This is a genomic window from Acidovorax sp. NN32 (assembly GCF_057597245.1).
Map to the genome: position 1 here is coordinate 4,625,001 of NZ_CP199679.1, position 25,692 is coordinate 4,650,692.

The following is a 25,692-nucleotide window of genomic DNA, read 5'->3' on the forward strand; positions in this document are numbered from 1 at the left end:
AAGTCTTTCGACTTAACTCATAAAAACGGAATTGAAGTGAACTTCACTTCTATTCTCATGAGCGTTTGTAGTGCTAAGCACTAGTTCCAAAGAACTTGGCACTCGCCATCAAACGCCCACGCTTATCGGCTGTATATTTTTAATGAACCGGATCACTCACAAGACCGCAGTCTTCTTTGTTTTCCCGACCTAGCTGCGATCAGCTGAGCCTTGAATTCTAGCACAGTTTTTGAAGAACTGTCAAACTTTTGAAAACTTTTTGTTTTCATCACCTTTCAAACTCAGCATCTTGCGACACGCCGCTCTACTTAGCGAAGCCTTGAATTATATGCCGGTTTTTACACCACCTACAACCAAAAACCAAAATTTCTTCTTCCACCTTCTCGACATCAGCAGCAACAGAACCTAAGCCCCGTCACCACCCACATCTTCAGCATCACCACATTTCTGCAGAACCGCCTCAGTAGCGAAGCCTTCGACTATAGCACTAATTTAGAGAGACTGGAAAGAGATGGGGACGAAAATTCAGCAGACTACGGGACAAGCTCCCCCGCTGGCACTCTTGGACGGAAAGAGCGTCCAGCATCATGAGATGTTTGGGTTCTACCGGAGCGCGGACGGAACAACCGGGGGCCTACACACAGTGCTGCACGTGCATGTCACATGCATAGCACTCCCCATGTGAAGAGACGAGCCCACTGAAGCAGCGCCGAAGATCCCCAAAAGGCTTATACGGCCCCGCCCCGATAATCTTGCTCTTATGGCACTTATCACCTTACTGGACGCCCAACTCGCATTTGGGCATGTTGCATTGCTGGACCACGCTGGCTTTTCTCTGGAGACTGCGGAACGTGTCGGCCTGATCGGCCGCAATGGCGCAGGCAAATCCTCGCTTCTCAAAATTCTTGGAGGCCTTGCAAAACCTGACGACGGCTCGCTCCAGGTACAGCAAGGAGTGCGGATTGCATTTGTGGCCCAGGAACCTTCCCTGGACGCGGCCGCCACCATCTTCAAGGCGGCATCCGAAGGATTGCAGAGGGTCATCGCTATCCGCGACCAGTACCTGTCGGGTGCGGAAGGACTGGATCTGGATGCATTGCAGTCGGAGATTGAAGCGTACGACGCCTGGAACTGGGAGCAGCGGGTGGAGGAAACCCTGCAGCGGCTGCACCTTGATCCAGACGCGGTGGTCGGCACGCTGTCGGGCGGAACCAAAAAACGCGTGGCCTTGGCACAGGCCTTGGTGGCACGCCCAGACGTACTGTTGCTGGATGAACCGACCAACCATCTGGATCTTGATTCGATTGAATGGCTGGAGGACCTTCTGCTCGACTTTCCCGGCAGCGTTGTCACCATCACCCATGATCGATCGTTCCTGGACCGGGTCGCCACGCGCATTGTGGAACTCGACCGAGGCCAGCTCCGGTCTTACCCCGGAAACTTCGCGCAGTACCAGATACAGAAAGAAGAACAGCTGGCGCAGGAGGCTGTCATCTCGGCCAAGGCCGACAAGCTTTTGGCACAGGAAGAAGTCTGGATACGCCGTGGCGTCGAAGCACGCCGTACCCGCAGCCAGAGCCGCATCAGCCGCCTGGAGCATTTGCGTGCGCGCCGCGAAGCACGTCGCGAGGTGGTCGGCAGCGTTCGCATGGATGTGGCAACAGGTGGTTCCAATGGCTACCAGGGCAAGATCGTCGCTGAACTGACCGGGGTGGGCAAATCGTTCGGCGACAAAACGATTGTTCGCAACTTCACGGGGACCATCCTGCGCGGCGACAAGGTAGGACTGATTGGCCCCAATGGTGCAGGCAAGACCACGCTCCTCAAGATGATCCTTGGCGAGCTCGCGCCTGACGAGGGCACCATCCGCCAGGGAGCCAACCTGCAAGTTGCGTATTTCGACCAGATGCGCCACGCGGTCAATCTGGATGCCACGCTGGAAGACTTCATCAGCCCGGGCAGCGAATGGATCGAGATTGGCAACCAGCGCAAACACGTGAAAAGCTATCTGAGCGATTTCCTGTTCTCTCCGGCCCGCGCACACTCTCCGGTTCGCTCGCTATCGGGTGGGGAACGTAACCGCTTGCTGTTGGCGCGGCTGTTCGCCCGTCCTGCCAACGTCCTGGTGCTGGATGAGCCCACCAACGATCTGGACATCGACACGCTGGATCTCTTGGAAGAGCTGCTGGAGAACTATGAAGGTACGGTCTTCCTCGTCAGCCATGACCGAACCTTTCTCGACAACGTCGTCACCAGCACCATCGCATTTGAAGGCGATGGACTGTGGCGAGAGTACGAAGGCGGCGTGCAGGACTGGCTGCTGCAATCCAAGCGCAGCAGGGCTCTCAACGCTTCAGCACCTGCCACCAAAAAGGTTGATGCGGAAATTTTGAGTCAAAATGCCGATCAGCGCTTATCCAGCAAGCCCGAACAGCTATCAAAAAAGAAGCTTAGCTACAAGGAGCAGCGCGAACTGGATCAGCTCCCGGCGCTGATCGCCGGCCTGGAATCCGAACAGCAGGCGCTCCAAGAGGCACTGGCAGATGGGACCCTCTACAGCACCGATCCGGCGCGGGCAGCAGTCATGACCGCGAGGGCGGGCGCGATCGAAGACGAGTTGATGGCCGCACTGGAGCGCTGGACAGCCCTGTCCGCATAGCGTTAGCCGGTCGGGGAACATAGCGCGGCCCGCAGGAAACCATCCAGCCTGCAGCGCTCAAGGGCCGCGTTATTCCATCAGATGCGGTGGTGCAGCCGATCAGTAGCGCCGCGCAGACGGGTGATCAGCGCAGGCGCGATCTGCCCCAGCGGCAGAACCTCATCAGCAGCGCCATGGGCAATGGCCTCACGCGGCATGCCAAAGACAATACAGGTCGCCTCATCCTGCACATAGTTGTAGCTGCCGGCGTCCTTCATTTCGCGCATCGCAGCCGCTCCATCATTACCCATTCCAGTGAGCATGATGCCGAAGGCGTTGCGTCCAACCACTGCGGCGGCAGATTTGAACAGCACTTCCACCGAGGGCTTGTGACGATTCACGGGCGGACCATCATCCACCACCGCCACATAGTTGGCACCACTGCGTGCTACATGGAACTGGGTGCCACCCGGCGCGATGTAGGCATGGCCAGGCAAGATGCGCTCGCCATTGACCGCCTCTTTGACCGTAATCTGACACAAGCCATTCAAGCGGGCAGCAAAGCTGGTGGTGAACCCTGGAGGCATGTGCTGGGTAATGACAATCGCGGGCGAATCCGCCGGCATTTGCACCAGCACCTCCTTGATAGCCTCCGTCCCCCCTGTGGAAGCACCAATGCAGATCAGCTTTTCGGTGGACAGACGGCCCAGGAGCGCCGAGGCTGGGGGCGCGACAGCAGCCCCGGCGCCGCCCCCTGCTGGCGCAGCGTCACGCACGGGTGCACGGCGGACCTGGGCGACCGCAGCCACACGGATCTTGTCCACGATCTGCGCAGCGAGATCATTGAGGCCGCTGGCCAGCCCCACCCGGGGCTTGGCCACAAAATCGACGGCCCCCAGTTCGAGCGCCTTCATGGTCACCTCGGCGCCCCGCTCCGTCAGCGTGGAAATCATCACCACTGGCATCGGGCGCAAGCGCATCAGACGCCCCAGAAAATCGATGCCATCCATCCGGGGCATCTCAACATCCAGTGTGATGACATCAGGATTGAGCTCGCGGATCATCTCGCGTGCCACCAAGGGATCATTGGCCGTGCCAATGCACTCCATGTCCCGCTGCCGGTTGATGATCTCGGACAGCAGACTACGGACCAGCGCCGAATCGTCCACCACGATCACCCGGATTTTCCTGCTCATTAACTCACGCCTTCCTCAAAACAGATCGACAGAACCGCCCGAGGTAGTCTTTGCCACAGTAGCTGCATTGCCACGCACTTCCTGGGCCACCAGGGTTTCGGGATGTGCGTGTGCCAATCGCTTGACCATGGCCTTCCCCGTGATGGGGAAAAAAACCACCTTGCGCGGATAAATATCCAATACATCCTCGGAGACGATGGGAATCCGCTCCGTGTGCAGGTAGTTCAAAACAAAATTGGTGTTGCGCTCACCGACGTTCATGGTCGTGAAGTTGTGCATGACCTGCGCCCCGCCAAATATCTTGGCCTGCATGGTCTCGCGCCGGGCGCCCAGCTTGAGCATCTCGTTGATCAGCAATTCCATCGCGTATGAACCATAGCGGCCCGACGCATCCGCCACGTCACCATCGGGCAGCATGAAATGGTTCATCCCTCCCACATGCGCGCGGCTGTCCCACAAGCAGGCGGCAATACACGACCCCAACACGGTCATGATGATCATGTTCTCGTCGCCGACGAAATACTCACCAGGAAGCACCTTCACAGCGTTGTGCTGGAAATGATGGTCCAGGTAGAAAAAGGATGCCTCCCCAGGCTTGCGGCTGCGCGCTTTGAGATCTTGCAGCGATGATTCCCTTGCAGGACCTGCCCCCGCAGAGTAGATGTCCGCACTCAACGGCGCAATGCGAGGGGCACGGCGCCGCTCGGACGCACCAGAAGAGGCGGCGGCCGGAGAAAGAGAGGATCCTGATGGAATATTGGTCATGGGCTAGGTGCGAGGCAACATGGCAGGTCAGCGACGCTCGTACACGGTCTTGCCACGCAGCGTAAACAGGTCTCTGGACTCGCTAAAGTTTTCGGCATGCCCCACAAACAGCATGCCCCCGGGTTTCAGGACCCGGTGAATCCTTTCCAGCACGCGTCGCTGCGTGGCGGCGTCAAAGTAGATCATCACATTGCGGCAAAAGACCACATCGAAGGGCTCTTTGAACGGCCAGTCGTCCCGGATGAGGTTCACGCTCATAAAGTCAATCGCGCGGCGCAACTCCGGCTTGGCCCGCACCATCCCCAGGTTGCCACCCTTTCCCCGCAGAAAAAACTTTTGCAGGCGCTCCGGGCTCAGCCCCTTGAGACTGTCAAGGCGGTACACCCCTTGCGCCGCCGTCGCCAGCACGCGGGAATCAATGTCACTGGCAGTCAGCTTGAAAGAAGCGTTGGCTCCCAGCGCCTCGAACGCGGTCATGACAATGGAATAAGGCTCTTCTCCGGTGGATGCCGCGTTGCACCAAACCTTCCAGCTGGCAGACGGCTTGCTCCGCAGGTGCGAAGCAAAAATCTCAAAGTGGTGCTGCTCGCGGAAGAACGCAGTGAGGTTGGTGGTCAGGGCATTGATGAACTCCTGCCACTCCGGCCCGTCGTGCGTCTCCAGCCATCCCAGATAGTCGTGAAAGCTGCTGTGGCCCGTGTCCCGCAAGCGGCGTGAAAGGCGGCTATACACCATGGCGTGCTTCCCATCGTGCAAGCTGATCCCGGCCCGTTGATAGATCAAGGCCTGCACCCGCGCAAAATCTGCATTGGTCCAGACGAATTCACGCCCTTGAGCCAGCGGCCCCGACGGCGCTGCAGCAGCGGCAAACGCTGGATCCGCCCTGCCAACGGGAGGCCGGGCTGTTGAAGAGGCACTGGTGGGTTGGGCCATATTGATCGTCCGACGGGAAATCCTGTTCGCTCCTAGAGATCTGCAAGCCACACCTGAAATCTGGCAGGTGCCGGGTCCACCACGTTGGTGACGGAGGAGTCCTACTCGTTGGCAGTCACCAGCCCCATGTCTACGCCGGACATGAGTTTCTCGATGTCCAGCAAAATCAGCATCCGCTCCCCCACCGACCCCAGCCCCAGGATGCAGCTGTTGTCGATGGCGCTTTCGATATCAGGCGCCGAACGGATGCTCTCAGGTGTCAGCTCCATCACATCGCTGACGGAGTCCACCACGATTCCGACCACCCGGTTGCGGAGGTTCAGAATGATGACCACCGTGAAGCTGTTGTAGTCGGCTTGCGCGCAGTTGAACTTGAGCCGCATGTCAACGATGGGCACGATGGTGCCGCGCAAATTGACGACACCCTTGATGAAGTTAGGGGCGTTCGCAATCCGTGTAGGTGGCTCATAGCCACGTATCTCCTGCACCTTCAGGATGTCGATACCGTACTCTTCCTGGTCGAGACGGAAAGTCAGATATTCACGGGTGCCCGTTGGCACCGCCTCTGCTGTTTTACCCATCACACTCATGGTGCTTCTCCTTTCGTGACAGCGCCGTGCCCCTGGGAACGGCCGCTTGAATCTAGTGGCGCGCCCTGCGCACCAAGCCGCCTGTGTCCAGAATGAGTGCGACCGTGCCGTCACCCAAGATGGTGGCCCCCGATACGTTGGGAACCTTGCGGTAGTTCGACTCCAGGTTCTTGACCACCACCTGGTGTTGGCCCAGCAGCTCATCGACCAACAGCGCCACACGGCTGCCATCCGCCTCGACCACCACCATGATGTTGCTGGATTTGTTGGGATCGAAACGCGGCACCTGGAAAATTTTCTCCAGCGCAATCACCGGCATGTACTCATCGCGCACTTTCACCAGTTGCGAACCTTGGGCCACGGTGCTCACATCGTCTGCATTGACCTGGAAGGACTCCACCACCGAAGACAGCGGAAGAATGTAGACCTCATCACTCACCCCCACGGACATGCCATCCATGATGGCCAGCGTCAGCGGCAGGCGCACAGAAACCTTCATTCCGTAGCCTTCAGCGGAATCGATTTCGACCGAACCATTGAGTGCAGCGATGTTGCGCTTGACCACATCCATTCCCACGCCACGCCCGGACACATCCGTCACCTCGTCAGCTGTGGAGAAGCCGGGCGCGAAAATCAATTGCCAGACCTCCGCGTCGCTCATCTGCTCGGACACTTCAATGCCACGTTCTTGGGCCTTGCTGAGAATCTTTTCGCGCGAGAGCCCACGGCCATCATCGCGTACCTCAATCACGATCGAGCCACCTTGGTGAGAGGCAGACAACGTGATGGTCCCATGCTCGGATTTGCCTTTCGCCAATCGGTCTGCGGGCATCTCGATACCGTGGTCGCAACTGTTGCGCACCAAGTGAGTCAGCGGATCGGTGATCTTTTCCACCAGCCCCTTGTCCAGTTCGGTGGCTTCGCCCAGCGTCACCAGTTCCACCTTCTTGCCCAGCTTATTGGCCAGATCCCGGAGCATGCGGGGGAAACGGCTGAAGACAATGGACATCGGAATCATGCGGATCGACATGACCGACTCCTGAAGATCGCGGGTATTGCGATCCAGGTCAGCCAGCCCTGCCAGCAACTGCTGGTACGCCCCAGCATCCAGGCCTCGGCTGTTTTGCGCCAGCATCGCCTGGGTGATCACCAGTTCGCCCACCAGATTGATGAGCTGGTCGACCTTTTTCACATCGACCCGAATGGTCGTGGACTCCATCTGCGCCTGCATGGCAACCTTCGGCTCGCTGGCCTTGGGGGCTGCAGCAACCTTCACAGCTTGGGTTGGGGCCTGCGCTGCGTGAGGTGCATCCGCACGGGGGGCGCCAGGCGCTTCGCTGAAGAAACCGTAGGCCTCACCCCCAGCGGCGCCAGCAGCAAGGACCGTTTCTTCATCCTCGTCAGCGGCAACGCCCGACGCTGGCGCCGCAGCGTCACGGATCAGCACCTGTTCCTTGGCCACATGAAAGGCAAACAGGTCGAGCAGATCGTCGTTGGTGGAGGTGGTTTCCACCGCGAAACTCCGCGTATTGGCCTGTGGACTTTCTATGTCACGGATCGCCCCGAGGCCCGGGATATCCCGAAAAAGCTCCTTGATGGCATCCGCCTGCTCCAGTCGATCCAAGGGACCAATCTGAATCTCCAGGGTCCGCGCCTGTCCGGTCACCGCCGGTGTCACTACCTTCGGTGCCGGCGCTGGTGCTGCAGCCTGTGGAGCTGGAGTTGGAGCAGGTGCGGCCGGCGGCGGGGGCGGAGCGACAGCAGGGGCATCCCCGGGGACCAACCCTGCAGCAAGTTCACTAATGCGACGCACCAGTGAGGTGGTGGAAACAGCTTCGCCCTGCCCACCTGCTTGGTGGCGGGCCAGCAGGCTCCGTGAGGCGTCGGCAGATTCGAGAAGCACATCCACCATCTGCGGAATCGGCTGGAGCTCGTGGCGGCGCAAGCGATCCAGGAGAGACTCCATCTGGTGGGTCAACTCCGCAACATCCGAGAATCCAAAAGTGGCTGAACCACCCTTGATGGAATGGGCGCACCGGAAGATGCCATTGAGTTCTTCGTCATTGGCGCTACTCAAATCCAGATCCAGAAGCATCTGCTCCATCTGGTCCAGGTTTTCGCCCGCTTCCTCGAAAAAGATCTGATAGAACTGGCTCAGGTCGAAGTCAGCACCTGCACCCGATCCTTCTTGGTAAGTTTCCGCCATCATGGGCTCCTGTGTACTTGGTGATCCCGGACAACCCGACTCAGCGGATCACTTTCTGGATAACTTCAATCAGGCGATTGGGATCGAAGGGCTTGACCAACCAGCCGGTCGCGCCAGCAGTACGTCCCGCCTGCTTCATCTGATCACTGGACTCGGTGGTGAGGATCAGAATGGGAATGGTCTTGAACTTAGGGTTCTCACGCAGTTTCCGAGTGAGCCCGATCCCGTCAAGCCGGGGCATGTTCTGGTCAGCGAGCACAAGATCAATATTGTGGCTCTCGGCCTTTTCCAGGGCATCCTGCCCATCCACCGCCTCCACGACGTGATAGCCGGCACCCGTCAGAGTGAACGACACCATTTTCCGCATGGACGGTGAATCATCTACGGCAAGGATCGATTGCATGTAAGGCTCCAACTGACTTAAATATATAGGTTAACCAGTGATGTAAAAATCAGAACAGGTCCACCGAACCGGCATCCATCTCGCTCTGCGTGACAGGGTTAGGCCGGTCGGGCGCCATCTCCGCAAAGGGCGCCGCTTCTTCGCCATCTTCATTGCCCATGGCTTCGGAAGCCAAACGAAACGCGCATCCTTGAAGCACCTTGGTCGTGTGCCATATCAGCTGGGACGCCATATCCTGGAACTGCAACTCAGTCACTGCACTGCGCAGCGCAGCGCGGGCAGCTACCAGCTCCGGGGAATCTGCAACGGCAGCATCCGTCAGCACCGCGTTTGCCTCCCCAAAGCGTTCCAGCAGGTTATCGGTAGCATGGTTGAGCAGTCCTTCCAGGCGATGCAGGTCATGCATAACGACCAGCAACGAATCCTGCAGTTCTGCCGCCACCATGACGGGAACCTGGACAGCAGGTCCTCCAGACGTTGTTAGCGTAGATTGCATCGTTTCTCCATCGCGGCACGCAGCAGCAAAGCACGCAAAAACACAGAACTACGACACCCGCACAGTGGCCCCAAGCCCGTGTGCACCGTGGTGTCAGCGCCCATTGGACGCTGACGCTGAAACCATCCCAATCGGACAAACACCCTTGTTTGTTCCAATTTGTATCCTATGATAGCGCTCCTATGGTCACCATAGCATCAGACCAGACCCTCAACATCCTGCATCTTGAAGATTCACTGGCAGATCATGAGTTGACCGCATTGACCCTGCGGCGCTCCGGTCTCCACTGCCACCTCCATCGGGTGGATTCGCTCTCCGAATTCCAGCGGCTCACAGATATCCAGCCGTTCGACATCATCTTGGCAGATTACCGGCTGCCCGGCTTCACTGCACTGGACGCGTGGGCACATGTGGTGCAAAAGCCGCAACACCCCCCCTTTATCCTTCTGTCGGGAGCCATCGGCGAGGCAGCAGCTGTAGATGCGATCCGCCTTGGCATTGCCGATTACCTGCTTAAAGACGACCTTCAGCGGCTGCCGCATGTCATTGCACGCGCCCTGGAGGTTCATGAAGCCCGTCAGGCACGCGAACTGGCTGTCTCGCAACTGGAAGCCTCGGAGCGCCGACTGGCAGACCTGACGGAACATCTGCAAACCTCGATCGAGCAGGAACGTGCGTCCATTGCCCGCGAGATCCATGACGATATCGGCGGCGCACTGACCGCCGTCAGGTTCGATGTGGCATGGATCGGACGCCATAGCACCAATACGGAGATGCAAGAGCATGCAGCCTCAGCGGCAGAGATGTTGCAGCATGCCATTGGAGCAAGCCAACGCATCATGATGAACCTGCGCCCCCCGATTCTTGAACAGGGACTGGTGGCAGCGGTGCAATGGCTTGCCGCCGGATTTGAGCGTCGCTCGGGCATTCCCGCCCGGGTTATCAGCAGCAGCGAATCTATCCGGGCCACCGCAGATATTCAGCTGGTTGCCTATCGCACAGCGCAGGAGGCGCTGACCAACATCTCCAAACACGCACATCCCCGCACAGTGCACATTGACCTCTCCGACAAAGAGGATGTCCTGACATTGGAAGTGACTGACGATGGGCAAGGTATTGACCCCTGCATGCTCGAAAAACCAAAAGCCTTTGGGCTCAAAGGCCTGCATGAGCGTGCCCGGACCGTGGGGGGATGGCTGGACATCAGCAGCCGGCCCGGCCATGGCACGTCCGTGATCCTGTCCATACCGCTAACATCGCACCCAACACCACCAGCTCCAGGAGATGCGCAGTGATTCATGTGGTCCTGTGCGATGACCACGCCGTCTTGCGGCGTGGAATACGCGACACGCTGGCCGACGCGCCCGACATCCAGGTAACTGGCGAGGCCGGAGGATATTCCGAGTTGCGCGAGGTCTTGCGCTCCGCCGCCTGCGACGTATTGCTGCTCGACTTGAATATGCCGGGCCGCAGCGGCTTGGAGGTGCTCACCAGCTTGCGCGAAACCCATTCCGCCATCAAGGTGCTGGTGGTCTCGATGTATCCAGAAGATCAGTACGCCCTGCGCTGCCTGAAAGCTGGCGCGCAAGGATATGCCAACAAGGCAGGGGACCCGGTCGAGCTGATTGCTGCCGTGCGGACCGTCATGCAGGGACGCAAGTACCTCACGGCAGAAGTGGCGCAGATGCTCGCGGACAGCCTGGCACAGCCTACGCCGGAAGCGCCACACACGGCCTTGTCGGAGCGGGAGCTGCAAACGTTGGTCAAAATCGCGTCCGGACGCAGGCTGTCGGACATTGCAGAAGAGCTGATGCTGAGTCCAAAGACAGTGAGTGTCTACCGTTCACGGGTGCTGGAAAAGCTCAAGCTGTCCAACAATGCGGAGCTTACCGTCTACGCCATCCGAAACCAGCTGGTCTGAACCTGCCCCCAGCGCCACCTATGACTACCGCTGAGCAGCAAACAGATCGACTGCCTGCTGCATGAGCGCGAGCACGGGTTGCTCCAGTAGCGGCAGTGTGGCCACAATACCCAGCATGCCTACCGTCAACGTCACGGGGAAACCGACCGCATAGATATTCATTTGTGGTGCCACGCGGGAAATGATGCCCAGCGTCAAATTGACAAACAGCAACAGCGCAATCATCGGCAGAGCGATCCAGAGCGCGCTGGCGAACAGCGACGAGCCCAGTTCATAAAGGCGCATCTGCCCGAGCGCCTGCAAAAAATTTCCATCGACAGGAAAGCGGTCAAAGCTTTTCACCACGGCCATCAGGATCAGCAAGTGGCCATTGATGACCACAAACAGCAGCATGGCCATATGCCCAAAAAACCGCGCAACGGCGCTGATCTGCGCATTGGACGACGGGTCAAAGAACGACGCGAAATTCAAGCCCATCTGCAAACCGATGATTTCACCCGCCAGTTCCACGGCCGCAAACACCAGCCTGACAGAGAAACCGATCGCAAGGCCCACGGCCACCTGCTGAGCAACAGCACCAAACGCCTCACGACCATTGACGCTGATGACCGGCTGATCACCCAGCACACCCTGCGCGCACAGTGCCACCAGAAACGCCAGTCCAATTTTGACGCGCATGGGAACTGTGCGCATGGAGAACACCGGCGCGACCGAGAACACGGCCAGCACGCGCAAAAAGGGCCACAGAATGGGCGAAAGCCAAGCCATCAGCTGAGCCTCGGTGAAAGTGATCACACGATCCTCAACGGGCTTCGAAGCGGGCGTCTGGAGGACCCGGCTTCAGGAAAAAACCCATAGCTCGCCCTCTCACCTGGCTAGCCAATCATCGAAGGAATCGATTCGATGGTCCGGCGGATAAAGTCCACCAGGGTGCTGAGCATCCAGGGGCCTGCAATGGCAAAAACCACCATCGCGGCAATCAGCTTGGGAACAAACGCAAGCGTCGCTTCGTGGATCTGGGTTACGGCCTGAAAGATGCTCACGAGCAATCCCACCGCCATGACGACCCCGAGCACGGGCATCGAAATCATCAGAAGCAATGTCAGCGCGTCACGCCCGATGGTCAGCACCATTTGTGAAGTCATTGGCAGCTCCTTCAGGGTACAAAACTGGCAGCCAGCGAGCCGATCAGCAGGTTCCAGCCATCCGCCAACACAAACAGCATGAGCTTGAACGGCAATGCCACCAGCACCGGAGACAACATCATCATGCCCAAAGACATGAGGATGCTCGACACCACCATGTCGATCACCAGAAACGGAATGAAGATCATGAACCCGATCTGAAACGCCGATTTCAGCTCACTGGTGACAAATGCAGGCACAAGCACCCTGAGGGGTGCAGTTTCTGCGGTCACACTGGAATCCAGCCGCGCCAAGCGGGAAAACAGGGCAAAGTCAGACTGCCGGGTCTGCTTGAGCATGAAACTGCGCATCGGCGCTTCGGCCTTTTCCAGAGCCTGTTCAAAACTGATGGTGTTGTTGGTGTAAGGCACATAGGCATCCTGGTACACACGGTCCAGGGTAGGCCCCATGACAAAAAAAGTGAGAAACAGCGACAGCCCGATGATGACCTGGTTGGGCGGCGCGGACTGGGTGCCCAGCGCCTGGCGCAACAGCGACAAAACAATCACGATCCGGGTAAAGCCGGTCATCATGAGCAGCACCGCTGGCAAGAAGGACAGCGCCGTGAAGAACAACAGTGTCTGAATAGGCACCGAGTAACTGTTGCCAGACGGACCGCTTCCCACCACCAGCGGCAGGGACCCGGCAGACGCCTGCGCGAAGGCCAGGTCATGCCCCATGAACCCCACAGAAGCGACCGCTCCCAGCAGCGCCACGCGACGGGTGAGCGATACATCAGCCATTGGCGGTGCTTCCTGGGGCATTCACGGCGGACGCGACTGCCTGCGCGAAAGAAGGCTCCGCTCTGGGTGCCGAATGGGGGGCGGCTGACGGACCAGCAGGGAACACATGCAGACAGCTCACTTGCTGAGCGGTAACGCCCAGCACCAGCCAGGTTCGCGCATGCTCGGGCCCGACTTCCACCGTCACCACGCGCTGATGGGGGCCGACAGCCACTGCAGACAGTACCCGCGACGCGGCTCCCACACCAGCGCTACCCGCCGCCTGCCGCTGCTGCAACCGGCGGACAAGCCAGGGCAGTAAGGCCATGGCGCCCACAAAAAGGACGACCACGAGCAGCGTCTGGGTCATGCTGCCACTATCCACGACTGACCCGCCGCAAACGCTCGGAAGGCGTCACCACGTCCGTGAGGCGAATACCAAACTTGTCATTCACAACCACCACCTCGCCCTGGGCAATGAGATAGCCATTGACCAGAACGTCCATCGGCTCACCCGCGAGGGCATCGAGCTCCACGACCGAGCCTTGCGCGAGCTGAAGGATGTACTTGATGGGTACCTTGGTGCGCCCAAGCTCCACCGATAACTGGACGGGTATGTCCAGCACCATGTTGATGTCGTTGACCGTGCCATCGCCACCACCGGAGAAAGGGCGTACAGGCTCACCAGACAACGGGCCACCTTGCTCCCCGTCGCCAGGCTTGTCGTCGGTGCGCTTTTGTTCTTCAAGCGCCTCGGCCCAACCCGCAAACGGGTCGTCCGCGCCAGCATCCTTGTTATCTTCTTCAGTTGACATCTTTTTCTCCCAGCCAGCTCATGTCGGCATTGCGCAGGCATTCTTCGATACGAATGGCGTACTTGGAATTGTGCGTTCCGTACTGGCACTCAAAAATGGGGACCCCACCAATCGATGCGCGAATGCGGGGTTCTCGGTCCAGCTCGATGAAATCGCCAGGCTTCATGGCCAGCAACTGCTCCACGGTGGCGTCGGCGCGTGCCAATTCGGCCACCAGGGTCACTTCGGCTGCCTGGATTTCCCGGGTGAGCACGCGGACCCAGCGGCGATCCACTTCAATGGAGTCGCCCTGGGTGGACGAATACAACACGTCACGGATCGGCTCCAGCGTCGCGTAGGGCATGCAGATGTGGATGGCGCCCGAAAGGTCCCCGATTTCCAGCTGAAACGCCGTGGATACGACGATTTCGCTGGGGGTGGCAATGTTGGCAAACTGCGGCTGCATCTCAGACCGCTGGTACTCCAGCTCCAGCGGGTAAATGCCCTGCCAGGCCTTTTTGTATTCAGCACAGATCACGTCCACCAGGCGGTTGATGACCCGTTGCTCCGTGGGCGAAAAATCCCGACCTTCAATCCGTGTCTGGAACTTGCCCACGCCGCCGTACAGTGTGTCGATGATGCCGAAAACCAGCGAGGGCTCGCACACGATCAGTCCGCTGCCGCGCAGCGGACGGATGGCCACAATGTTGAAGTTCGTGGGTACCGCCAACTCGCGCAGAAAGGCGCTGTAACGCTGCACGGATACCGTGCCCACCGAAATTTCAGGACTGCGGCGGATGAAATTGAAGAGCCCGATGCGGAAGTTGCGTGCAAACCGCTCGTTGACGATTTCCATCGTCGGCATACGCCCGCGGACGATGCGCTCCTGGCTGGAAATGTCGTAGTTGCGTACGGAGCCCGCCTCCGCGACCTCCTCGACCGACTTCTGGCTCTCACCAGTAACCCCTTCAAGAAGGGCATCAACTTCTTCCTGGGAAAGAAATGAATCACTCATGACTGGTCCTCGCCCGGGTCATTGGATGATGAAGCTGGAAAAAAGCACACGGTGCACCGGGTTGCGCTCTGTGCGCCGACGCGAAGGCCGGTCCTCCGCATCCTCTTCCTTGTCGGCCGCCGCAGCGCGTGCACGCTCCGTAGGAACCGTGTAACCCAGGGGGCGGGAGACTTCCCGCAGGATGTCTGCAGCCAGCTTTTCCTTGCCTTCCCGCTGCAGCAGTTCAGTGGAAGTCCGCTGGGAAACCAGCATCAGGATGCCGCTGCGTATGGAGGGCAAATACAGCTTCACCTGCTCTGCTGTCTTGGCATCTTCCAACTCCAGGGTGATACCAATCTGGGCAAACCGGTCACCGCCAGGGTCTGCCAGGTTCACCACCATGTTCTCCATGGGCAGGAACGTGGGGGCCACCTTGGGGGCCTCCTTGCGGACTGGTGCAGCCCCATCTTCTTCGTCGGCATGGGAGCGGCTGGAAATGAACCAAGCCGCCGCGCCGCCACCAATCACCAGCACCGCCACCACAACGCCGATGATGATGATGAGCATCTTCTTGCTTTTGGCCGGGGCCGCTGCGGGAGTATTGGCTGACACGTTGCGGATTCCTTGCGGTGGGAGACGGGCCGGGCCCGCGCAATCCATGGGCGAGCAAAACCGGATGGCCCATTATTGGGCGGGGCTGCAACCAATAATAGCCAGAATAAAAGCCCAAAACCATGGCATTCACTGCGCTATGGACTCTGCACGCAAGCACCGGAACGGCGTTCGGTCGCGCTGCAGCGGCAAGACCTGATGGAATGCAGGAGTAGCCACCGCTGCAAAGCAACCTATCAGAAGTGCTCTGGGGTAGGGAGTAACACGGTACTCGCGTACCGCCAGCAGCAGCGTAAAGACGCCGCGCGAGCGAGTTCCTGACCGGGGGGGGGTGACGCGGGCGGCAGGCGGGTAGCCCCGTCTGCCCGCCGGGCTCACACAAAGACGTCTACTGCGCGATCCGGGGCGCCACCGCGCAGCAGTGAAGCCGTGCCAGTGGGCGCTGCAGCGACCACCTTCGCCTGGCGAGCGCCATCGCGCTGGCCCTGCCGCTCAGCCCCACCCGCATCGTCACGCTGCCCCGCCGAGGTGCCAACCGACATACCCGACAGCACGAGGCCCTCACTGCGCAACAGCTCACTCAATTGCGCCATGCTGCGGTCCAGCAGCTCACGGGTTTGCGGCTGGTCGCTGCGGAACGTCACGTGGGCCTCATTGCCCGACAGCGACACCGACACCTCTACCGGCTGCCCGTCGCGGTTGAGCGTCAGTTCCGCATTCTGTGTTTTCTGGTTGACCCAATAAGCCACCTGCTCGGCGACCTGCTCCTCAACACCTGCCTGTGCAGGGTCGGCAAACACCGTGGCCCCATCCAGGGAGCCCGGCTCCACCGGCGCAGAACCGCTGCCGCTATCCAACCAAGCCCCGGCGCTGGAACGCCCCTCGCCAGAGCGGCCTCCAGCGTCCGCACCCTCCCCACCTCGCGCGGACGCTACCGGAGACAGCAACCCCTCTGCAACGGAGGCGACCACAGCGCCACCCGCCGGGTCCACCATGCCCCCCGGACTGCGATCCGATGCGCCAGCAACTGGCATCCCCACCATTCGCTCGCTGGCCATCTGCACCGCAGCCAGGGCCACGCCTTGATGGCCCGGCAACTGCTGCGCAGCGCCTCCTCCGAGGGAGCGACCTGTAGACATTTCCACTGCATCTGCCTTCTGGGCCAAGGCACTTTGCATGCGGGAGAAAATCCGACCCTGCGCCATCCCGCCGACCGGCGGGAGCCCTTCCTGCAAGTCTGCCGAAGTGTCGAGCCTGGCTGTTTCAGCCACGATGCCTTGCGAAAGACCGTCCGTTCCGGGAAGGATTCCCGCCAGGGACGCCAGCCCCCCTTGGGCGCTACCACCCTGCGCGTCCAGCCCCAACACCGCTCGGGTCTGCGCTCCGGCACTCAAAATGCTGCCGCCCTGCCCGCGCTCTGCCGCAGCAGCATCAATCCGCCCATTGGCACCGGGCACCAGCAAACTCTGCCAGGCGGCCATGGCGGAGGCCTCCATGGCCTCCTTTGCAACGTCCGTCAAAGCCACATCGGAAGGAGCGGCACCGGAAGCCGCCAGATCCAGCGGAGCGCCATCGCCTCCGCCCATCGCCCCATCGCCCAAAGCTGCCAGCAGCGCCAGAAAGCCGCCAGCGCCAGGTTCGTTCGCGTCCGGGGGCTGCGCTGTGGAGCGGTGCCGAGCGGCATGGGCGGACTGGGTGCCCTGGGGAGAAGAAATTTTGGTGGGTTCCATGGTCAATACTCCCGGCCCTCAGAGCCCTGAATCGCACTGCGGTACTGCAACGCAGCCCGCTCATCGGTTTGTTTCTGATCTCTTCGCATTTCGGCCAACTCCAGGTCGTGGCGCCGCTTTTCCATGACCTTGCGCAGGCTTGCCAGACGCAATTCCGCCTCCAGCAAGACGCGCCTGGCGGCCTCCACCCGATGGGCGTGGTCTCCCACCACACCATTCTGGACACCCGCCGCATGGCCCAGGCGGTCCATGAACTGGTAGTGGTGGTACATCACCTCGGGCTTCATCGTGGTGTCGGCCTTCATGCCCCAACGCGCCTGGGTCTCCCGGGCGTAATCTTCCAGCTGGTCGAGCTGGGCACGCGCCGCCTGCTGCGCAGCCAACATGTCCTGCAGCGCCTGGCGCGCGTCGTCCCGCTTGCGTGAGGCGACTTCCACAGCGACGGCGAGCGAGTTCAGGCTGGACATGGCTGACTACCCAAGGTGTTCAATGGTCCAACACCGCTGCCATGCCCGCCACGCTCTGGTCCATCGAGGCGGCCTCGAACATGTCCTGCTGCAAGAAGGCGGCCATCTGCGGCTGCAGGCGAATGGCTTCGTCCAGGGCAGGATCGGAGCCGCTCATGTACGCCCCGACCTGCACCAGATCCCGGCTCTTCTGGTAGCGCGAATACACCGCCCGAAAGCGTCGCGCCAGATCAAAATGCCCGCGCGACACCACGTTGTGCATCACGCGGGATGCAGACTGCTCGATGTCGATGGCGGGGAAATGCCCCGTCTCGGCCAAAGCCCGCGACAACACGATGTGCCCATCCAGAATCGCACGCGCCGCGTCAGCGATCGGGTCTTGCTGGTCATCGCCCTCAGACAGCACCGTGTAGAAAGCCGTGATCGAGCCAACCCCATGCAGCCCATTGCCACTGCGCTCCACCAGTTGCGGCAGTTTGGCAAAGCAGGAGGGCGGATAGCCCTTGGTGGCGGGTGGCTCACCGATGGCCAGCGCAATTTCGCGCTGCGCCATGGCATAGCGGGTGAGCGAATCCATGAGCAGCAGCACATGCTTGCCCTTGTCCCGAAAGTGCTCGGCAACCGCCGTGGCATATGCAGCCCCCTGCATGCGCAAGAGCGGCGGCGCATCAGCAGGCGCCGCCACCACCACCGATCGCGCGCGGCCATCCTCACCCAAAATGTCTTCCACGAATTCCTTGACCTCGCGCCCCCGCTCGCCAATAAGCCCCACCACGATCACATCTGCCTGTGTGTAGCGGGCCATCATGCCCAGCAAGACGCTTTTGCCCACCCCTGAACCGGCAAACAAACCCAGGCGCTGCCCACGCCCCACGGTAAGCAGGGCATTGATGGCGCGCACGCCCGTGTCCAGCGATTCGCGCACAGGGTCCCGGTCCATGGCATTGATCTGGCGGCGCCCCATGGGCTCAGACACCACGTCCTGCACGGGCCCGCCATGGTCCAGCGGCAGTCCCTGCGCATCCACCACCCGGCCCAGCAGGCCTTCGCCCATCGGCAAGCGCAGTACACCCGCACGCTGGATGGCCCGCGCGGGCTCGCCGAGACGGGGGATGGGGATGTAGGGCGCAGCGGGCACCACACTGGCACCACTGGAGAGTCCGTGGATATCTCCCGCAGGCATCAGAAAAGCGCGGTCCGCAGAAAAACCCACCACTTCTGCCAGCACGGGGGCATGCCCCGGCATCTGGACCATGCACTGCGAGCCCACGGGCACGCGGATGCCCACAGCCTCCAGCACCAGGCCCGTCAGCCGGGTCAGCGTGCCGCGCGTCTCCAGCGGCGCGCCTTCAGCGACGCGCGCACGCGCGTCGTCCATCAGGCGTGTCCAGGCAGATGGAGATTCAACGGCCATCACTGCCCTCTTCTTCCTCTTGCCATGGCGACTGGAGCCCCAGTGCGGCAATGGCCCGCTGCCAGCGTTTGTCAAGGCTGCCGTCCACCGCCGTACCGGCTGATTCCACCAGGCAGCCGCCCGGCGGCACCGCAGCATCCGCCATCCACTGCACACCGGGGGCATCGATTTCTTCGCGCAGAGGCTGGGCCATCGCCTCCATATCTGCTGGGTTCAGGCGGACCACGGCAGGCCGCCCCTCGGTCACCAGCATGCCTACCGCCTCCCTCACCACGGGCTGCAAGGCGTTGGGGTTGACGGACAGTTCCTGGCGCACCACCTGGCGCGCAATGTCACAGGCCAGCTCCAGCAGTTGCTGGGCCATCTGCTGCTGCATGTCGATCAGGCTTGCATCGAGGGTCTGCACCACGCTCTGCAGCCGCTGCGCCGTTTCATGCCCTTGCTGGGCAATGTATTCGTCCATGCGCCGCTGCCATTCCAGCGCCGTTTGGGCCTGCCCCTGGGCAAAGCCCTCAGCATAGGCGTCATCACATGCCTGCTGAATCAGTGCCTGCTGCGCAGCCTCATCAATTTCGGCCGGAATCTCCGCCACAGGCTCGGGCTCCGCTGGCTCAACCAGGTCGGAGCCGTCCACCGCACCAAACTTCCACTGCGTGAAATCGCCCACTTCCTCGCTGGGAATGAAGCGCGAATAAGAGCGCTGGCTAGACGAAGGCATCATCACCGCCGGATCCAATCACGATTTGACCCTCGTCGGACAAGCGACGCACGGTCTTCAGGATTTCCTTCTGCTGAGCCTCGACCTCGGACAACCGCATCGGGCCGCGCGATTCGAGGTCTTCGCGCAATGCCTCGGAGGCACGCGAGGACATGTTCGACAGGAACTTCTCGCGTAGCTCGGGCACTGCTCCCTTGAGTGCCACGATGAGCGTTTCGGACGCCACTTCCTTGAGCACAGTCTGGATGGCCTTGTCGTCGAGCTTGAGCACGTCTTCGAACACGAACATCTTGTCCATGATCTTCTGGGCCAGATCGGGGTCGTAACCCCGGATGGATTCGAGCACCACGGCATCCATGTTGCCACCCAGCAGATTGATGATCTCGGCCGCAGCCTTGACACCGCCCAGCGAGCTCTTGCGGATCTTGTCACCACCCGCCAGCACCTTGAACAGCACCTCGTTCAGGTCCTTGAGCGCCGTCGGCTGAATACCTTCCAGCGTGGCCACGCGCAGCAAAATTTCACTGCGCTGACGGTCAGTGAGGTGCATCAGGATGCCCGACGCCTGGTCGCTGTCCAGGTGCACCAGGATGGCTGCGACGATCTGGGGATGTTCGTTGCGCAGCAGTTCAGCCACCGACAGTGGGTCCATCCACTTGAGGCTCTCGATGCCCGACACGTCGCCGCCCTGCAGGATGCGGTCGATGAGCAGGCCCGCCTTGTCGTCGCCCAGCGCGCGGCGCAGCACGGCGCGCACGTAATTACCGGTGTCGGACACCAGCAGGCTCTGCGCAGCAGCGGCGCCGGAGAACTTGTTGATGACCTCGTCCACTTTCTCGCGCGACACCGAGCGCATGCGCGCAATGGTTTCGCCGAGTTTCTGCACTTCCTTGGGCGAGAAGTGCTTGAACACTTCGGCAGCCTCTTCCTCGCCGAGGGACATCAGCATGATGGCGGCATCGTTGAGTCCTTGGTCGTCCATGGTCGTCGTCCGTGGTGTCGGTAATTAGACCGGCTCGCCGTTCAGCCAGGTCTTCAGGATATTGGCCACAGCCACCGGGTTCTCCTTGGCCAGCACGCGCGCCTCTTCCAGACGCAATTGCTCCGGCGTGGCAGGAAGCACCTCGTTTTTCTTGGCGGGCGCAGGCAGCGCCGGGCGTTCGGGCGTTTCGGACTCCACGGCATCCAGCTGGCCACCGGCCACCGGGATGGCACGGGGCTTGGCCGCCGCGCCAGTACCCTTGAGGGCCGGACGCACCAGGCCCATCAGCACCAGGGCCGCAAACAGCACCGCACCCACCGGCCAGGCAAACGACTTGGCCAGATCGATCACTTCAGGCTGCTTCCACAGCGGAATGTCGCTGGTTGGCGTTGCAGTCACCTGGAACGGTGTGTTCATGAGATTGACGGAGTCGCCGCGATCCCGGTTGAAGCCAATGGTCTCGCGCACCAGCGCCGTCATCTGCTCCAGTTGCTCGGGTGTGAGCGCCTTCGACACGGTCTTGCCCTTGTCTTCCGTGGACTGGTAGTTGACCACCACCGCCGCGCTCACCCGCTTGAGGGCACCACTGCCGCCGCGCGTGACGCGCACCGTCTTGTCAACCTCGTAATTGGTGATGGATTCGCGCTTGCTGCCCACTGCTTGGGCGCCCTGAGCCTGCTGGCCGGCGGCGGTGGGCGGCGGGTTGGCGCCATTGATGGGCGCGGCAGACGGTGCAGGGGGCTGATTCGTCGTGGCGCCCGGCACGCCAGTGGGCAGCGGATTGCCTTGGGGGCCTGTGCTTTCCACCACCTGCTGGCTGCGGATGGCGCTGGCATCGGTGGCCAAGTTGGGCCGGTGCTGCTCGGAGGTAGATTCGGTCTGTGTGAAATCCACCTCGGCCGTCACCTGCGCCTTGACGTTGTCGCGGCCCACCACGGGCTCCAGGATGTCCAGGATGCGGCGGGTGTACTGCTGTTCGATCTGCTGCACATACAGCAGTTGCTGCGCATCCACACCGTTTCCAGCGGCAGTATCGGGCGACTGGGACAGCAGTTTGCCTGTATCGTCCAGCACGCTCACGGCGGACGGAGACAGCTCTGGCACGCTGGAAGCCACCAGATGCACGATGCCCGCCAGCTGCGCCCGGTCCAGAATACGGCCCGGGTGCAGGCTCACCAGCACCGACGCCGAAGGCTTTTGCTGCTCCCTGAAAAATCCGTTCTGGTTGGGAAGCGCCAGATGCACCCGCGCACCTTGAACCGACGACAGCGCCTGGATGGAGCGCGTGAGTTCGCCCTCCAGGCCTCGCTGAAAGTTCAGGCGCTCCTGGAACTGCGTCATCCCAAATTTGCTCGATTCCATCAGTTCGAAGCCCGCCACCGAACCCTTGGGCAGGCCCTGGGTGGCCAGGCGCAGGCGCACGTCGTGCACGCGGTCTGCAGGGATCAGGATGGCACCACCGCCATCGGCGTGCTTGTAAGGCACATTCATCTGCGACAACTGGGCCACGATGGCACCGCCATCTTTGTCGTTCAGATTGGCAAACAGCACGCGGTAGTCAGGCTGGCGCCCCAGCACGATGGCCGCAATGGCCACCGCCACCAGCAGCGCCGCGCCCACACCCAGCCGCATGCGCTGCGCCCTGTCGAGGGCAGACAGCCGCTGCAGCCAGTTCGGGCTGGCAGGGGGGGTGAGAGGAATTTCAGCAACTGCAGACATCTTGCTTTCCAGTAGGGTGGCCCGGCAAGGACCAAAGCGTGGGGTCGATTATTCGGTCACGCCTCCAAAATGTTCGCTGGATAAGCCGCGCGTTTGGGCATCAATTCAGAGCGATGGGTCCCGGCGCGATGGCTAGGATACGCAGCATACCGCCATTCCCACGGATACAGCCATGGACCTTCGCATCTCAAGCTCTACCGCCCCGCTCACGGGCGCTGGCGTGGCGCGCCGTGCTGCAGCGCCGCAAAACGACGCCAATGACGTGGGTTTCTCGGGGGCACTCAAAGGCGCACTGCAGTCGGTCAGCGCCGCACAAAACCGCTCTTCGAACCTGCAGACCGAGGTGCAGATGGAAAACCCTTCTGTCAGCCTCGAAGAAACCATGGTGGCGATCCAGAAGGCCCAGATCGGCTTTCAAGCCACGCTACATGTGCGCAACCGGATGGTGCAAGCCTATACCGACATCATGAACATGCAGGTATAGCAGCAGCACTCGCTGAGCGGCTGCGCCGCTTCCCCTCGCTCTCACAGCGCTGCGCCCTGTGGGCAAGGGGACGATGCCCTCGCTGCAGGGCGGCGCTTGCTGGGCATCCCTCGCGTGGGGCGCGCCGGTATCGGGCGGTAGGGGCCTTCTTTCACTCCTATTTTTGTAGCATTTGCGCTTTGTAGGCAAGCGCTATGGGCACTTTTTATCCCCAAAGACACGCCACGCTCTTGGTACCGGGGGCTGAGTGACGCATCGCTGGCCGTGGCGAGCTGGGTGCCAAGCGCCAGGAACCAGATGCTCTCAATTTAATAGCTGTTTGCGCTTGATAGACAAGCGGCATAGCCCTATTCGCCCATGAAAAAGCCGACCTCGTGGGGTCGGCTTTGTCCTGAAGTTCGGCGCACGCCTCAGTGCATCATCTGCGGCTGGCCTTCGAACAGGTGTTCAAACTGCGCCAGCCAGGGCTCAGCGAGGCAGCGAATCTGGGCATCGTTGCGCAGGATGCGCTGCATGATGCGGGTCTTCTCGCGTTTGTGCTCGGGCAGCAGTTCGTGCTCTTGCGACTTGAAGCGCAGCTGCTCGATCAGCACGGCGCAGGCGCCTTCGTAGCGCACCACCCCATCCCAGTCCTTGAGCTTGGCGGCCTCCAGCATCTTGGCGCTGCTGTCTTCAATCGCCTTGTAATAGTCAATCAGCATGTGTGACATGGTTATGCCTCCACCAGCACAGGCTGGCCAGTGGCGGCGGGCGCATCGGACGAAGCCGCGGTGCCGGTTTTCTTGATTTCGTTCCAGCCTTGCGCCACGGGCTCGATCAGGCGCATGACTTCTTGCATGATGGCGTCGTCGTTGCGGGCGTTGGCCAAGATCAGGCGGCGCATGCAGTAGTCGTACAGCGCACCCAGGTTTTCGGCCAGTTCGCCCCCATCGACTTTGTCGAGCGAGGTGCTCAGGCCCTCCTCCAGAATGCGCACGGCCTTGGAGATGGCATTGACTTTGGCCAGCACATCACCACGTGCCAGGGCGCCACGTGCCGTGGCGATGGCATTGAGGACACCTTCATACAGCAGGCTGACCAGCTGGTGCTGGTCCATCGTGTGCATGCTGGTTTCCACATTGATACGCTGGTAAGCGTTGGCTGCACGGGGGCTGTAGGCGCTGAACATGCTGACAATCCTTCCGAGGTATTACTTAAGTTATCGGCATGTGCCAGAAAAACTGAAGCCCCTGATTAACCAGTCGATTTGTTCCAGGCAGTGACCTGCTGTGAGATATACGCGTTCAGGCCATTGAGGCTGCTCAGCTGGGCATCGAGCGCGTTATACCGCTGTGTAATGCGCTTTTCAAATGCCTCGACCTTCTCATTCACACGTGTCTGGTCCTGGCTGTTGCGCTTGAGGCTCAGCTGCAGGGTGGCATCCTTGGATTTGAAGAAACCGTCGTTGGAGAGCAGGTTGGTGGTCAACGCCTTCAGCTGGACGGCAATGCCATCGGCAGCGCCGCCGCCGGTATTGCGGAACAGGTTTTTCACGTCGTCGGGGTTCTCGGACAGCGCCTTGGTGAGCTTGGAGGAATCAACCGCCAGATCTCCGCCCAGCTGCTGGGTAATGCCAATGTCCGCCAACCGCTGGAAAGCACCGCCCCCTGTAGTGACCGACTGGATGGCATTGCGCAGGGAGTTTTGCAGCGCTACGGCCGTCGAGTCACCTTGCAGCAAACCGGCCGACTTGGTAGCGGCGTCGTACTTGGTGGCGTCCTGCAGCAACTGGTTGATGGCGTTGTAGGCCTTCACGAATCCATCAATGTTGGACTGGATCGCGGAGTTGTCCTTGCTCACGGTGATATCAATGGGAGCCGTCGTCACTTGCTCGGCCTTGAAGGTCACGCCCGAAATCGTGGAGGCAAACGTATTGGTGGCTGAAGACACCGCGATCCCGTTGACCGTGGCCTTGGCATCGGCGGCAGCCTGCGTGACCGTGGCACCGTTGACGAGGCGGGACAAGCCTGTGGCGTCGGTGTTGCCCGCGCTCTGCGGGTCGGTGTCGCCGTCCTCCATCACACTCAGGCGAAACCCGAACTCCTCGCCGGTGCTCTTGCTGCGCAGCAGCAAGCGCTCGCCCGACGCATCACTGAGTACAGACGCCGTTACCCCTGCATTGGCACCATTGATCTTGCTGGCCACGTCCGACAGCTTGTCGCTCGCACTGATAGTGATATCTACGGGCTGACCGCTGCCAGGTGTGAACGACGCGGGTGCAACACTCCACTTGCCCAGTTCGAGGCGCAGCGTACCGGATCCGAGCGCTCCGCCCACGGGCAGCAAAGCGGCGGACGCAGTGGCCTGCGCCTTGGCAAGGCTCTGGACCTCGACACTGAACGTGGTGGGAAGCGTGCCCCCTACGGCGGTGGCGGAAACAAATTTGGAGTCGGACGACGTGGTAGCCACGCCATTCCAACCGGTCACGCTGGTGAGCTTGCCCGCTGCATCCTGCAGCGTGGACACCAGCGACTTGATCTGTCCAAAGGCAGAAATCTTGGTATTGACCGTGGCCGCTTGTAATTTCAGCGTGTCCAGGGGCCTCTTTTCCAGGGTGACCAACTGGGAAATGATGCTCTTGACATCAAGTCCGTTCGTGCCGACGCCTGGGGATGAAATGGTTGCCATACAAACCTCCTGAACTGGTCCAACGGAAATTATGGCGCCGAACGGCGATCAAGAACG

27 protein-coding genes are annotated in these 25,692 nt (G+C 60.8%); 4 read left to right on the forward strand and 23 right to left on the reverse strand.

Annotation, left to right across the window (positions count from 1 at the left end; translation table 11 throughout):
• Positions 1–760 precede the first annotated feature (760 nt).
• Positions 761–2,659 (forward strand): ATP-binding cassette domain-containing protein, encoded by a 1,899-nt coding sequence (locus ACT89O_RS21265; RefSeq protein ID WP_487261115.1) that lies wholly within the window; start codon positions 761–763, stop codon positions 2,657–2,659.
• A gap of 77 nt (positions 2,660–2,736) precedes the next feature.
• On the opposite strand, the gene ACT89O_RS21270 is transcribed toward ACT89O_RS21265, so the two are convergent.
• The 7 genes from ACT89O_RS21270 to ACT89O_RS21300 all read right to left on the reverse strand — a co-directional run bounded on the left by ACT89O_RS21270 (position 2,737) and on the right by ACT89O_RS21300 (position 9,227).
• Positions 2,737–3,834, reverse strand: coding sequence for a protein-glutamate methylesterase/protein-glutamine glutaminase (locus tag ACT89O_RS21270; RefSeq protein WP_055398272.1), 1,098 nt, complete (start codon positions 3,832–3,834; stop codon positions 2,737–2,739).
• Between the two features lie 15 nt (positions 3,835–3,849).
• A complete protein-coding gene (gene cheD, locus ACT89O_RS21275) occupies positions 3,850–4,599 on the reverse strand; it encodes a chemoreceptor glutamine deamidase CheD (RefSeq protein WP_055398273.1) in 750 nt (249 codons plus the stop codon).
• A 27-nt stretch (positions 4,600–4,626) separates the two neighbouring features.
• Positions 4,627–5,532: a CheR family methyltransferase gene (locus ACT89O_RS21280; RefSeq protein WP_121421273.1), complete on the reverse strand. Its 906-nt coding sequence runs from the start codon at positions 5,530–5,532 to the stop codon at positions 4,627–4,629.
• 101 nt (positions 5,533–5,633) lie between these two features.
• Positions 5,634–6,122 (reverse strand): chemotaxis protein CheW, encoded by a 489-nt coding sequence (locus ACT89O_RS21285; protein ID WP_010466005.1) that lies wholly within the window; start codon positions 6,120–6,122, stop codon positions 5,634–5,636.
• 52 nt (positions 6,123–6,174) lie between these two features.
• Positions 6,175–8,328, reverse strand: a complete 2,154-nt coding sequence (locus ACT89O_RS21290) for a chemotaxis protein CheW (RefSeq protein WP_487261116.1) — start codon at positions 8,326–8,328, stop codon at positions 6,175–6,177.
• 40 nt (positions 8,329–8,368) lie between these two features.
• Entirely contained in the window at positions 8,369–8,731 is a 363-nt protein-coding gene (locus tag ACT89O_RS21295) for a response regulator (RefSeq protein ID WP_010466008.1), read from the reverse strand.
• A gap of 49 nt (positions 8,732–8,780) precedes the next feature.
• On the reverse strand, positions 8,781–9,227 hold the full coding sequence (locus ACT89O_RS21300) for a hypothetical protein (RefSeq protein WP_010466010.1): 447 nt from the start codon (positions 9,225–9,227) through the stop codon (positions 8,781–8,783).
• Positions 9,228–9,409: 182 nt separating this feature from the next.
• Between ACT89O_RS21300 and ACT89O_RS21305 the strand changes: the two genes are divergently transcribed.
• A complete protein-coding gene (locus tag ACT89O_RS21305; RefSeq protein WP_306554949.1) occupies positions 9,410–10,522 on the forward strand; it encodes a hybrid sensor histidine kinase/response regulator in 1,113 nt (370 codons plus the stop codon).
• Positions 10,519–11,148, forward strand: coding sequence for a response regulator (locus ACT89O_RS21310; RefSeq protein WP_121421275.1), 630 nt, complete (start codon positions 10,519–10,521; stop codon positions 11,146–11,148). The genes ACT89O_RS21305 and ACT89O_RS21310 overlap by 4 nt, the downstream gene beginning before the upstream one ends.
• 24 nt (positions 11,149–11,172) lie before the next feature.
• Here the strand turns inward: ACT89O_RS21310 and fliR are convergent, their stop codons facing one another.
• The 13 genes from fliR to fliF form a co-directional block, all read right to left on the reverse strand.
• Positions 11,173–11,943 (reverse strand): flagellar biosynthetic protein FliR, encoded by a 771-nt coding sequence (gene fliR, locus ACT89O_RS21315; protein WP_055398277.1) that lies wholly within the window; start codon positions 11,941–11,943, stop codon positions 11,173–11,175.
• An 80-nt stretch (positions 11,944–12,023) separates the two neighbouring features.
• Positions 12,024–12,293, reverse strand: coding sequence for a flagellar biosynthesis protein FliQ (fliQ, locus tag ACT89O_RS21320; RefSeq protein WP_015015801.1), 270 nt, complete (start codon positions 12,291–12,293; stop codon positions 12,024–12,026).
• 11 nt (positions 12,294–12,304) lie between these two features.
• Entirely contained in the window at positions 12,305–13,012 is a 708-nt protein-coding gene (gene fliP / locus ACT89O_RS21325) for a flagellar type III secretion system pore protein FliP (protein WP_121422887.1), read from the reverse strand.
• Positions 13,013–13,067: 55 nt separating this feature from the next.
• Positions 13,068–13,424, reverse strand: coding sequence for a FliO/MopB family protein (locus ACT89O_RS21330; RefSeq protein WP_055398280.1), 357 nt, complete (start codon positions 13,422–13,424; stop codon positions 13,068–13,070).
• A gap of 7 nt (positions 13,425–13,431) precedes the next feature.
• The gene (fliN, locus tag ACT89O_RS21335) at positions 13,432–13,869 is read right to left on the reverse strand and encodes a flagellar motor switch protein FliN (protein ID WP_055398281.1); all 438 of its coding nucleotides are present in this window, start codon (positions 13,867–13,869) and stop codon (positions 13,432–13,434) included.
• On the reverse strand, positions 13,859–14,863 hold the full coding sequence (gene fliM / locus ACT89O_RS21340; protein ID WP_010466026.1) for a flagellar motor switch protein FliM: 1,005 nt from the start codon (positions 14,861–14,863) through the stop codon (positions 13,859–13,861). Before fliM ends, fliN begins: the two co-directional genes overlap by 11 nt.
• Positions 14,864–14,881: 18 nt before the next feature.
• Entirely contained in the window at positions 14,882–15,454 is a 573-nt protein-coding gene (locus ACT89O_RS21345; RefSeq protein ID WP_055398282.1) for a flagellar basal body-associated FliL family protein, read from the reverse strand.
• Between the two features lie 374 nt (positions 15,455–15,828).
• Complete coding sequence (locus ACT89O_RS21350) at positions 15,829–17,184, reverse strand: flagellar hook-length control protein FliK (protein WP_487261117.1); 1,356 nt, start codon at positions 17,182–17,184, stop codon at positions 15,829–15,831.
• A gap of 2 nt (positions 17,185–17,186) precedes the next feature.
• Entirely contained in the window at positions 17,187–17,651 is a 465-nt protein-coding gene (gene fliJ / locus ACT89O_RS21355) for a flagellar export protein FliJ (RefSeq protein ID WP_487261118.1), read from the reverse strand.
• Positions 17,652–17,670: 19 nt separating this feature from the next.
• The gene (fliI, locus tag ACT89O_RS21360; RefSeq protein WP_121508460.1) at positions 17,671–19,065 is read right to left on the reverse strand and encodes a flagellar protein export ATPase FliI; all 1,395 of its coding nucleotides are present in this window, start codon (positions 19,063–19,065) and stop codon (positions 17,671–17,673) included.
• Entirely contained in the window at positions 19,055–19,786 is a 732-nt protein-coding gene (locus tag ACT89O_RS21365; RefSeq protein WP_487261119.1) for a FliH/SctL family protein, read from the reverse strand. The genes fliI and ACT89O_RS21365 overlap by 11 nt, the downstream gene beginning before the upstream one ends.
• Positions 19,770–20,765, reverse strand: coding sequence for a flagellar motor switch protein FliG (gene fliG / locus ACT89O_RS21370; protein ID WP_055398286.1), 996 nt, complete (start codon positions 20,763–20,765; stop codon positions 19,770–19,772). Before fliG ends, ACT89O_RS21365 begins: the two co-directional genes overlap by 17 nt.
• Before the next feature lie 24 nt (positions 20,766–20,789).
• Positions 20,790–22,484 carry a flagellar basal-body MS-ring/collar protein FliF gene (gene fliF / locus ACT89O_RS21375; protein ID WP_055398287.1) on the reverse strand — a complete coding sequence of 565 codons (1,695 nt, stop codon included), beginning with the start codon at positions 22,482–22,484 and terminating at the stop codon, positions 20,790–20,792.
• Positions 22,485–22,656: 172 nt separating this feature from the next.
• On the opposite strand from fliF, the gene fliE reads away from it, so the two are divergent.
• Positions 22,657–22,968, forward strand: a complete 312-nt coding sequence (fliE, locus tag ACT89O_RS21380) for a flagellar hook-basal body complex protein FliE (protein WP_055398288.1) — start codon at positions 22,657–22,659, stop codon at positions 22,966–22,968.
• Between the two features lie 410 nt (positions 22,969–23,378).
• Here fliE and ACT89O_RS21385 read toward each other — a convergent pair whose 3' ends face one another.
• The 3 genes from ACT89O_RS21385 to fliD all read right to left on the reverse strand — a co-directional run bounded on the left by ACT89O_RS21385 (position 23,379) and on the right by fliD (position 25,635).
• Positions 23,379–23,678 carry a flagellar protein FliT gene (locus ACT89O_RS21385; protein ID WP_010466046.1) on the reverse strand — a complete coding sequence of 100 codons (300 nt, stop codon included), beginning with the start codon at positions 23,676–23,678 and terminating at the stop codon, positions 23,379–23,381.
• 2 nt (positions 23,679–23,680) lie between these two features.
• Positions 23,681–24,136: a flagellar export chaperone FliS gene (gene fliS / locus ACT89O_RS21390; RefSeq protein ID WP_055398289.1), complete on the reverse strand. Its 456-nt coding sequence runs from the start codon at positions 24,134–24,136 to the stop codon at positions 23,681–23,683.
• Positions 24,137–24,201: 65 nt separating this feature from the next.
• On the reverse strand, positions 24,202–25,635 hold the full coding sequence (gene fliD / locus ACT89O_RS21395; protein WP_487261120.1) for a flagellar filament capping protein FliD: 1,434 nt from the start codon (positions 25,633–25,635) through the stop codon (positions 24,202–24,204).
• Positions 25,636–25,692: the final 57 nt, after the last annotated feature.

What these genes read in the sequence shown, in the direction of transcription:
- fliN (WP_055398281.1), bottom strand. Translation starts at nt 13,869, where the DNA reads ATGTCAACTGAAGAAGATAACAAGGATGCTGGCGCGGACGACCCGTTT.
- fliG (WP_055398286.1), bottom strand. Translation starts at nt 20,765, where the DNA reads ATGGACGACCAAGGACTCAACGATGCCGCCATCATGCTGATGTCCCTC.
- ACT89O_RS21385 (WP_010466046.1), bottom strand. Translation starts at nt 23,678, where the DNA reads ATGTCACACATGCTGATTGACTATTACAAGGCGATTGAAGACAGCAGC.
- fliF (WP_055398287.1), bottom strand. Translation starts at nt 22,484, where the DNA reads ATGTCTGCAGTTGCTGAAATTCCTCTCACCCCCCCTGCCAGCCCGAAC.
- fliP (WP_121422887.1), bottom strand. Translation starts at nt 13,012, where the DNA reads ATGGGGCATGACCTGGCCTTCGCGCAGGCGTCTGCCGGGTCCCTGCCG.
- ACT89O_RS21365 (WP_487261119.1), bottom strand. Translation starts at nt 19,786, where the DNA reads ATGATGCCTTCGTCTAGCCAGCGCTCTTATTCGCGCTTCATTCCCAGC.
- ACT89O_RS21350 (WP_487261117.1), bottom strand. Translation starts at nt 17,184, where the DNA reads ATGGAACCCACCAAAATTTCTTCTCCCCAGGGCACCCAGTCCGCCCAT.
- ACT89O_RS21300 (WP_010466010.1), bottom strand. Translation starts at nt 9,227, where the DNA reads ATGCAATCTACGCTAACAACGTCTGGAGGACCTGCTGTCCAGGTTCCC.
- ACT89O_RS21330 (WP_055398280.1), bottom strand. Translation starts at nt 13,424, where the DNA reads ATGACCCAGACGCTGCTCGTGGTCGTCCTTTTTGTGGGCGCCATGGCC.
- fliD (WP_487261120.1), bottom strand. Translation starts at nt 25,635, where the DNA reads ATGGCAACCATTTCATCCCCAGGCGTCGGCACGAACGGACTTGATGTC.
- ACT89O_RS21290 (WP_487261116.1), bottom strand. Translation starts at nt 8,328, where the DNA reads ATGGCGGAAACTTACCAAGAAGGATCGGGTGCAGGTGCTGACTTCGAC.
- fliM (WP_010466026.1), bottom strand. Translation starts at nt 14,863, where the DNA reads ATGAGTGATTCATTTCTTTCCCAGGAAGAAGTTGATGCCCTTCTTGAA.
- ACT89O_RS21270 (WP_055398272.1), bottom strand. Translation starts at nt 3,834, where the DNA reads ATGAGCAGGAAAATCCGGGTGATCGTGGTGGACGATTCGGCGCTGGTC.
- fliS (WP_055398289.1), bottom strand. Translation starts at nt 24,136, where the DNA reads ATGTTCAGCGCCTACAGCCCCCGTGCAGCCAACGCTTACCAGCGTATC.
- ACT89O_RS21265 (WP_487261115.1), top strand. Translation starts at nt 761, where the DNA reads ATGGCACTTATCACCTTACTGGACGCCCAACTCGCATTTGGGCATGTT.
- ACT89O_RS21295 (WP_010466008.1), bottom strand. Translation starts at nt 8,731, where the DNA reads ATGCAATCGATCCTTGCCGTAGATGATTCACCGTCCATGCGGAAAATG.
- cheD (WP_055398273.1), bottom strand. Translation starts at nt 4,599, where the DNA reads ATGACCAATATTCCATCAGGATCCTCTCTTTCTCCGGCCGCCGCCTCT.
- fliI (WP_121508460.1), bottom strand. Translation starts at nt 19,065, where the DNA reads ATGGCCGTTGAATCTCCATCTGCCTGGACACGCCTGATGGACGACGCG.
- fliJ (WP_487261118.1), bottom strand. Translation starts at nt 17,651, where the DNA reads ATGTCCAGCCTGAACTCGCTCGCCGTCGCTGTGGAAGTCGCCTCACGC.
- ACT89O_RS21305 (WP_306554949.1), top strand. Translation starts at nt 9,410, where the DNA reads ATGGTCACCATAGCATCAGACCAGACCCTCAACATCCTGCATCTTGAA.
- ACT89O_RS21280 (WP_121421273.1), bottom strand. Translation starts at nt 5,532, where the DNA reads ATGGCCCAACCCACCAGTGCCTCTTCAACAGCCCGGCCTCCCGTTGGC.
- ACT89O_RS21285 (WP_010466005.1), bottom strand. Translation starts at nt 6,122, where the DNA reads ATGAGTGTGATGGGTAAAACAGCAGAGGCGGTGCCAACGGGCACCCGT.
- fliE (WP_055398288.1), top strand. Translation starts at nt 22,657, where the DNA reads ATGGACCTTCGCATCTCAAGCTCTACCGCCCCGCTCACGGGCGCTGGC.
- fliQ (WP_015015801.1), bottom strand. Translation starts at nt 12,293, where the DNA reads ATGACTTCACAAATGGTGCTGACCATCGGGCGTGACGCGCTGACATTG.